Source organism: Bradyrhizobium ingae, from assembly GCF_055791185.1.
Genome location: NZ_JBVUBB010000079.1, coordinates 1 through 6,330, shown reverse-complemented (window position 1 = coordinate 6,330; position 6,330 = coordinate 1). Strand labels below are relative to the sequence as shown.

The window sequence follows — 6,330 nt, the reverse complement described above, 5'->3', positions numbered from 1 at the left end:
CTTGTAGATCTTGCCGCCTTTCATGATGATGACGAAATTCTTCGCGGGATCTGCGACCAGCTTGATGTTCTCGATCGGATTGCCGTCGACCAGCAACAAGTCTGCCAAAGCACCCTCCTCGACCACGCCGAGCTTGCCAGGATAAGGATTGCGCGGGCCGGACAGGCTCAGCAGCTCGCCATTCGTCGATGTCGCCATCGCCAGCGCCTCGGCGGGCGTGTACCAGCGGGCGAGATCGGCAAGCATGGCGCCCTGCCCCTCGGCGAGCACTCTTGAAAACAGGATATCGGTGCCGAAGGCTGTTTTGATCTTGTACTTTTTCGCCAACGCATAAACCCTCTCCGTGCCGGCAACCACCTGCCGCATCTTGTCCTGCTCCGAGGGTCCCAGCGCGGCGGCGCCAGCGAGATCGACGAAAGGCTGCGTGCTCAGCCAAATACCCTTTTCGGCCATCAGGCGGGCCGATGCCTCGTCCATGAGGTGGCCGTGCTCGATGCACTTCACGCCTGCCGCAATCGAGCGCTGTATTGCCACCGGCGTATAGGCGTGCACGGCGACATAGGTGCCCCAATTCTCGGCCGCTTCGACGGCGGCGCGCAGCTCGGGCTCTGTAAAGGTAGAAACGTCGAGCGGACTAAACGGCGAGGCCACGCCGCCGCCCGCCGTGAGCTTGACCTGCGAGGCCCCCTGCATGAGCTGCTCGCGAGCCCGCACGCGAACTTCATCCGGACTGTCGGCGACCATGCTGCCGCCGATCAGCTCCATGCGGCTCAGCATGCCGCCGATCGTCCGCGGCAGCTCGGACAATTGCCGGAAGTCGCCATGGCCGCCGGTGATGGTGATCATTGCGCCGGAGGGATAGATCCGGGGACCTGGGACGAGATCCTCGTCGATGGCGCGTTTGAGCCCGAAGCTCGGCCCGCCCATGTCGCGCACGGTCGTGAAGCCCCGCATGAGCGTAGCTGTGGCTTCCGCAGCCGCCTGCAAATTCAGGTAACCGACGTCCCCCGCAATCGCAGCCGCCGGCGTCGGGCGCACCAGCATCGCGTGCCAATGCGCGTCGATCAGCCCGGGCATCAGCACGCGATTGCCACCGTCGATCGCCTGCGCATCCGCGGTGAGCGAAGCAGCCGAGATCTTCTCGATCTTGCCGTTGCGGACGAGCACATTGGATGGCGCCGAGAGCGCAGTGTTCCGTCCGTCAAAGATGCGGACGTTCTGGAACAGGACGGCGGAGTCCTGCTGCGCCTGCGCGGGCGACGAAGCACCAAGGCTCGCGCCGATTGCGATGAGCAACACAAAGACGATGAAGACGCCACCGGGCTTGCGCACATCGGACATTTCCGCCCTCCTGCTGGCACGTCTGCTCGTTCCGCGGCAGCGATGCCCCGGAACCGACTCAGCGCCGGCGTGTAGAGCAAGTCAACTCACAACCCATGCGGAAATGTGCAGCCCAGCCATCCGGCACGAGCGGAGGTGCCAGGAGCTGTCGCGCCCGGCTTCAATTGGATTCAAACAGGAGCTGTTCCGTCCTGGCGCGCGCACCCAGGCGCGTCCTTCCGCTTGACATATCCATAACCCACGAGTTATGCATTAATCCATAATCAATGAGTTATAATTCTCACATGGCCAATACCCACGATGTGCTGTTCCGAACCCTTGCCGATCCGACCCGGCGGGCTATCTTCGAAAGGCTGTGCCGTCACGGCGAGCAGACCGTCGGCGCGTTGACCGCGCGGGCCGGCGTGTCACAACCGGCCGTCTCGAAACATCTGATGGCATTGAAACAAGCGGGGCTCGTACGCGACCGCCACGAGGGCCGCCAAACGCATTACAGCGCGCAGCTTCGCGCGCTCGCCCCGCTGATCGACTGGACCAGCAAGATGACCGGATTCTGGCAAAGCCGGTTCGACGACCTCGAAGATCTTCTCAAGAGGATGGACCAATGAACAAGACCGAGACCCGTTCCGTCGTCGTCGAGCGCGAGTTCGCACATCCGCCCGAGAAGCTATGGCGCGCACTGACGCAGCCGCATCTGATCTCGGAGTGGCTGATGAAGAATGATTTTGTGCCGGTGGTGGGACATCGTTTCAACCTCACCGGCGAGTGGGGCGGCGTGCTCGACTGCGAGGTCCTCACGATCGAGCCGAACAAGACGCTCGCCTACACCTGGAATTTCGCGCATCTGGATGCAGCCTACAATCTGGAGAGCGTGGTGACCTTCACCCTCACTCCGGCGCGCGGTGGAACTTTGCTCCGCGTCGAGCAGGTGGGTTTCCGTCCGGATCAGAAGCAGGCCTACGGCGGCGCACATGCCGGATGGAAGCAGTTTTTGGCGAAGCTGGAAGAGGTTCTGCCGCAGGCGGACTGACGCCGCGCTGCACTCTAGGACAGGAGGTTTCATTGAACTGGAACGTGTGGATTCGGCAGATTCACCGCTGGCTGTCGCTTGGCTTCACGGTGGCCGTCATCATCAATGTCCTCGCGATGGGACTGGAGAAGCAAGCGATCTGGATCGGCCTCCTGGCGCTATTTCCGCTCATCCTGCTCCTGCTCTCAGGCCTTTATCTGTTCGCCCTGCCCTACGCCACCAAATGGCGCAGCGGCTGAGACGGCGATCGCTCGTCTTGCGTAGAACGGGACCACCGAGCACAGGAACTCAAATGACTCCATCGGAAAAAATCGACCAGCTCATTGCGGGGATCACGGACTGGCGCGGCAAGACGTTTGCGAGCCTGCGCAAGACCATCCTCGAGGCCGATAGCGAGATCGTCGAGGAATGGAAGTGGATGGGCAGCCCGGTGTGGGAGCGCGACGGCATCATCGCAGTCGCCAATGCCCACAAGGGCAAGGTGAAGCTGACTTTCATGTACGGAGCGCGTCTCACCGATCCCGACAAACTTTTCAACGCCGGCCTCGAAGGCAATGAACGGCGGGCGATCGACTTTCTGGAGGGTGACAAGATCAACGCGCGGGCACTGAAACAGCTCGTGCGTGCCGCGATCGAATACAATCAGGGCAAGGCGAAGAAGAAAACGCCGGCAGCGACACGCGCGAAGGCGCGCAAGGCCGGCCAAGCATAACGGCAGTCATACCCACACCCGGGGCGATGACAGCGGTGTGGATAGCACTTGCCACAAGCTCGTCATTGCGAGGAGCGAAGCGACGAAGCAATCCAGAGTGTCTCCACGGTGGGATTCTGGATTGCTTCGCTGCGCTCGCAATGACGTTTTGGGGAAAGCAGCGCGCCCCTCACGTCACCGCATTGACGACCTGGTATTCCGGCCGGCGCCAGATTTCGTCCCTGATCACCTCCTCGATGATCTCCGCCGCCTTCATCACCTCGCCTTCTCCGATATACAGCGGCGTGAGACCGAAGCGCATGATGTCGGGGGCGCGGAAGTCGCCGATGACACCACGGGCGATCAACGCCTGCATGGCGGCGTAGCCGCCGTCGAAGGCGAAGGAGACCTGCGAGCCGCGCATCGCGTGCGCGCGCGGCGTGACCAGCTTGAGCTGCGGGCAGCGGCGCTCCACCTGACCGATCAGGAGATCGCCGAGCGCGAGCGAGCGGGCGCGCACATCGGTGAGATCGACGCGGTCCCAGATGTCGAGCGAAGCCTCCAGCGCAGCCATCGCGAGCACCGGCGGCGTGCCGACCCGCATGCGCTCCACGCCACCCGCGGGCGCATAGCCGAGATCGAAGGCGAACGGCTTTGCGTGGCCCATCCATCCCGAAAGCGCGGCGCGGGCGCGATCCGCGTGGCGCGGCGCAACGTAGAGGAAGGCCGGCGCGCCGGGCCCGCCGTTGAGATATTTGTAGGTGCACCCCGCAGCGAAGTCGGCGCCGACGCCGGCGAGATCGACCGGCAGCGCGCCGGCGGAATGCGCAAGGTCCCAGACGGTCACGATATCAAGCGCATGCGCTTTTGCGGTCAGCTTCGCCATGTCGTGGCGGCGACCGGTGCGGTAGTCGACCTCGGTGAGGTAGAGCACCGCAATCTCCTCCGACAGCGCGGCCTCGACCGCCTCCGGCGCCACGAGGCGCAACTGGTGTCCCCGCCCGAGCGTCGCGATCAGGCCTTCGGCCATGTAGAGATCGGTCGGGAAATTGCCGGTGTCGGAGAGCACGACCTTGCGCTCAGGGCTCATATCGAGCGCGGCGGCGAGCGCCTGATAGGCCTTGAGCGAGAGCGTATCGCCCATCATCACCGAGCCCGCCTCCGCACCGATCAGCCGGCCGATGCGATTGCCCACATTGCGCGGCTGCACATACCAGCCAGCGGTGTTCCAGGCCCGAATGAGCTCATCGCCCCATTCCTGCCGGATCACGCGGTCGACCTTTTCGGCAACGCCAAACGGCAGCGCGCCGAGCGAATTGCCGTCGAGATAGATCACGCCCTCGGGCAGATGGAATAGCGCCCTGGTGTCGTCGTAGACGCGAAGTCTGTCTTTTGTCATGGCGGGCTCAAAGAATGGTACGGACGCGCCAGAGTTCGGGGAACAGCTCGACCTCCAGCATGCGCTTGAGATAGCTGACCCCACCGGTGCCGCCCGTCCCGCGCTTGAAGCCGATGACGCGCTCCACGGTGGTCACGTGGTTGAAGCGCCAGCGGCGGAAATAATCCTCGAAGTCGACGAGTTTTTCGGCGAGCTCATAGAGCATCCAATGCGTCTCCGGCGCCTCATAGACGCGCCGCCACGCCTCCAGCACACCTTCGTTGAGGCTGTGCGTCTCGCGGACGTCACGCGCCAGGACAGCAGGCGGCATCGCGAGCCCCTTGCGATCGGCGAGCCGCAGCACCTCGTCATACAGGCTTGGCGTCGCCAACTCCGCCTCCAGGAGCCGCGTGACTTCGGCGTCGTGCGCATGCGGCTTGAGCATCGCATGATTGCGGTTTCCGAGGAGATATTCGATCAGGCGGTACTGGCTCGACTGGAAGCCCGAGGACTGCCCGAGCTTGGAGCGGAAGTGCGTGTACTCGCTCGGCGTCATCGTGCGCAACACGTCCCAGGCGCTGTTGAGCTGCTCGAAGATGCGGGACACACGCGCCAGCATCTTCATCGCCGGCGACACCTCGTCACGCGCGATGGCGCGACGGGCGGCGCTGAGCTCGTGAATGGCAAGGCGCATCCAGAGCTCCGAGGTCTGGTGCTGAATGATGAACAGCATCTCGTCATGCGCATCCGACAGGGGATGCTGCGCAGTGAGGATCGCATCGAGCTGGAGATAATCGCCATAGGACATGCGCCGGGCAAAATCGGTCTCGGCGCCTTCGGCGGTGGGATCGTAGTCGTTGCTGGTCATGACATCCCTCTCCGATCGCTCTCCGTCAGTCCAGGCCAACCAGGCTCGCGGTGATTTTTGACGAGGGATCCTTGAGCCCGTCGACGACAGAGAAATGGTTGTAGCCGGGCTCGATCACGAGATGCGTCGGCACGTCAAAGCCGGTCCAGACGTTCGCCATCAGCTCGGCCTGGCGGATGAATTCGGGCCGCTCGGCACCACCGACCCAGGCCGTGATCGGCGCGTGCCCGCGCGGCAGATGCAGCGCTGCGCTTTCGAGCGTTGCCTCCTCCATAGACATGCCGAGGGTCGCGTTCATTTTCGTTTTCAGCAGCGGACGCAGATCGTGCAGGCCGCTGATCGACAGCGTCGCGGCGATGCGGTTGTAGAGCGCTGGCTCGAGCCGGCTGTCGTCGCACAGCATCCGCGTGACGAGATGGCCGCCCGCGGAATGACCGGCCAGCCGGATCGGTCCGGAGACGAGCGCGGCCACTGTTGCAATCGCAGCCGCGATCTCGGCGGTGATGTCGGAGATACCAGCAGCAGGCGTCAGCGTATAGCTCGGCAGCGCGACCGCCCAGCCGTGGTGGCGCGCACCTTCTGCGAGGTCCGTCCACGACGATTTGTCGAACCGCATCCAATAACCGCCATGCACGAAGACGATGAGGCCCTTGCTATCGCCATCCGGCAGGATCAAGTCGAGGCGCTGGCGCTCACCGGAGCCATAGGCGATGTCGGGACGAAAGTGCTTCAGCCCAGCGCGATAGGCCGCGGCGCGCTCGGCCCACAACGCGGGCAGCTTGTCGGACCCCGGCACGTGAGCCGAGTTGGCATAGGCATCATCCCAATCGCGCATCGTCACTCCCAGAGGATTCGCCGGCGACAGGTTGCCAGTCTGCCACCCGCGGGGCCTCCGTCCTAGTCTTTATTTTAAGCTTAAAGCAGTTTGTGCCGCCCCTGTTCCGAGCGGAAGCGGGGGAAGCGAGGCTACCCCGCCCGTCATTGCGAGAAGAGAGAACGCTACGCCTTCTCCACCCCGCACC

Annotated in this window: 8 protein-coding genes; 4 read left to right on the top strand and 4 right to left on the bottom strand. The window is 63.7% G+C overall.

Going from position 1 to position 6,330, the window contains the following annotated elements; genetic code table 11:
• A partial coding sequence (locus ACV1FX_RS41425) for a metal-dependent hydrolase family protein (RefSeq protein WP_473123235.1) occupies positions 1 to 1,341 on the bottom strand: 1,341 nt, incomplete at its 3' end.
• A gap of 284 nt (positions 1,342 to 1,625) precedes the next feature.
• Here ACV1FX_RS41425 and ACV1FX_RS41420 point away from each other — a divergent pair.
• The 4 genes from ACV1FX_RS41420 to ACV1FX_RS41405 are packed head-to-tail and all read left to right on the top strand — an operon-like array spanning position 1,626 to position 3,083.
• Positions 1,626 to 1,949 carry an ArsR/SmtB family transcription factor gene (locus ACV1FX_RS41420; RefSeq protein WP_027523917.1) on the top strand — a complete coding sequence of 108 codons (324 nt, stop codon included), beginning with the start codon at positions 1,626 to 1,628 and terminating at the stop codon, positions 1,947 to 1,949.
• Positions 1,946 to 2,371 (top strand): SRPBCC family protein, encoded by a 426-nt coding sequence (locus ACV1FX_RS41415; RefSeq protein ID WP_473123234.1) that lies wholly within the window; start codon positions 1,946 to 1,948, stop codon positions 2,369 to 2,371. Before ACV1FX_RS41420 ends, ACV1FX_RS41415 begins: the two co-directional genes overlap by 4 nt.
• 32 nt (positions 2,372 to 2,403) lie before the next feature.
• Complete coding sequence (locus tag ACV1FX_RS41410; RefSeq protein ID WP_473123233.1) at positions 2,404 to 2,610, top strand: hypothetical protein; 207 nt, start codon at positions 2,404 to 2,406, stop codon at positions 2,608 to 2,610.
• A gap of 53 nt (positions 2,611 to 2,663) precedes the next feature.
• Positions 2,664 to 3,083, top strand: coding sequence for a DUF1801 domain-containing protein (locus tag ACV1FX_RS41405; protein WP_473123232.1), 420 nt, complete (start codon positions 2,664 to 2,666; stop codon positions 3,081 to 3,083).
• 169 nt (positions 3,084 to 3,252) lie between these two features.
• Here ACV1FX_RS41405 and kynU read toward each other — a convergent pair whose 3' ends face one another.
• The 3 genes from kynU to ACV1FX_RS41390 are packed head-to-tail and all read right to left on the bottom strand — an operon-like array spanning position 3,253 to position 6,143.
• Positions 3,253 to 4,461, bottom strand: a complete 1,209-nt coding sequence (gene kynU, locus ACV1FX_RS41400) for a kynureninase (RefSeq protein ID WP_473123231.1) — start codon at positions 4,459 to 4,461, stop codon at positions 3,253 to 3,255.
• Between the two features lie 7 nt (positions 4,462 to 4,468).
• On the bottom strand, positions 4,469 to 5,308 hold the full coding sequence (gene kynA, locus ACV1FX_RS41395; protein WP_473123230.1) for a tryptophan 2,3-dioxygenase: 840 nt from the start codon (positions 5,306 to 5,308) through the stop codon (positions 4,469 to 4,471).
• Positions 5,309 to 5,333: 25 nt separating this feature from the next.
• Positions 5,334 to 6,143: an alpha/beta hydrolase gene (locus ACV1FX_RS41390; RefSeq protein ID WP_473123229.1), complete on the bottom strand. Its 810-nt coding sequence runs from the start codon at positions 6,141 to 6,143 to the stop codon at positions 5,334 to 5,336.
• Positions 6,144 to 6,330 lie beyond the last annotated feature (187 nt).